This is a genomic window from Streptomyces sp. NPDC002130 (genome assembly GCF_040296465.1).
Lineage (GTDB): Bacteria > Actinomycetota > Actinomycetes > Streptomycetales > Streptomycetaceae > Streptomyces.
Map to the genome: position 1 here is coordinate 1 of NZ_JBEOXI010000831.1, position 1,437 is coordinate 1,437.

The 1,437-nt window shown below is 62.6% G+C and carries 1 protein-coding gene; it reads left to right on the forward strand.

Annotated elements, in window-relative coordinates:
- The first annotated feature begins 38 nt into the window (after positions 1-38).
- Entirely contained in the window at positions 39-1,316 is a 1,278-nt protein-coding gene (gene ggh, locus ABT116_RS46060) for a glucosylglycerate hydrolase (RefSeq protein WP_502984073.1), read from the forward strand.
- The last annotated feature ends 121 nt before the right edge of the window (positions 1,317-1,437 follow it).

Here is a 1,437-nt window from a genome sequence, read left to right on the forward strand (position 1 = left end):
CGGCGTACGCGGCGTCGCGGAGTCGACGCAGCCGCCCGGTGGGGTGCAGACCGGGCAGGTCCAGCGCTGCCCCGAAGCTGTATCCCCACATGTGGAGCTGGGACGCCGCGTTCGTCGCGGTAGGTTTGGCGCCGCTCAGCGTCGAACGGGCGGTAGTAGAGCTCGATACCTTGCTCTCGGCTCAATGGAAGAACGGAATGATTCCGCACATCGTGTTCGCGAACGGTGTCGACGGCTACTTCCCCGGCCCGACGCGCTGGGATGTCAATGCGTTGGCAGCTCATGCTCCGTTGGGTACCGCTACATCGGGAATCACCCAACCCCCTGTTCACGCGATCGCGGTGCAGCGGATTCTCGATCATTCGCGTCGGCACGGACGTACGACGCGTGCGGTCGCGGAAGAGTTCCTGGACCGGCGCTGGAGCGATCTGGTTCGGTGGCACCGGTGGTTGGCGGAGGCCCGCGATCTCGACGGCAACGGCCGCATCGCGCTTTATCACGGGTGGGAATCGGGGATGGACAACTCTCCGCGATGGGATCTGGCGTACGCGAATGTTGTTGCGGGACAAGTGCCTGCGTATCAGCGCGCAGATCTCGCTGTGGTGACGGACTTGTCTCAGCGGCCCACGGATAACGAATACGACCGCTACCTTTGGCTTCTCGAAGAGATGAAGGCCGTGCGGTACGAGGATTCGCAGCTTGCAACGGCCATGAGTTTTGCCGTCGAGGACGTGTTTGTCAGTGCCGTCTTCTCGATGGCATGCGACGTCTTGGCAACCATCGGCGAGGAGCATTCGCGGCCGAACTCCGACGTCCGTGATCTGCGCGGTTGGGCAGATCGATTCCGGCAGGGCGTGATTGCCACCACTGATGAACGATCAGGTGCAGCAAAGGATTTCGATCTTCGCACCGGGCGATGGGTTCATACCGAGACCATCGCGATGTTTGCGCCGTTGCTGTGCGGCGGCCTGAGCCGTGATGCCGAGCGCGCTCTGTTGCGTACTTTCGAGGGGCCCAAATTCTGTGGTCACCCGGACATGCGATTTGCTGTCCCACCGTCGACGTCTCCGGTTTCCGGCGATTTCCGTCCTCGGGAGTATTGGCGTGGCCCGGTGTGGCCGGTCATCACGTGGTTGTTCTCGTGGGCGTTCGCGCGTCGGGGATGGGCCGAGCGATCACACGTCCTGCGTTCGGAGGGGTTGAGGCAGGCCAGCGACGGCACATTTGCCGAGTACTACGAGCCTTTCACCGGAGAACCGTTGGGGAGCATGCAGCAGTCGTGGACTGCGGCGGCCGTTCTCGACTGGCTCGGTTGAGTGAACATTCGCTGAATTAGCGGACAAAACGGACCAGTCAACCTTACTCTCGGGAAATGGTCGAGCCTCCGCGAAGGACTGGGACCTCCAGCACGACATCATGGCCCGCGGCTCCTTCCTG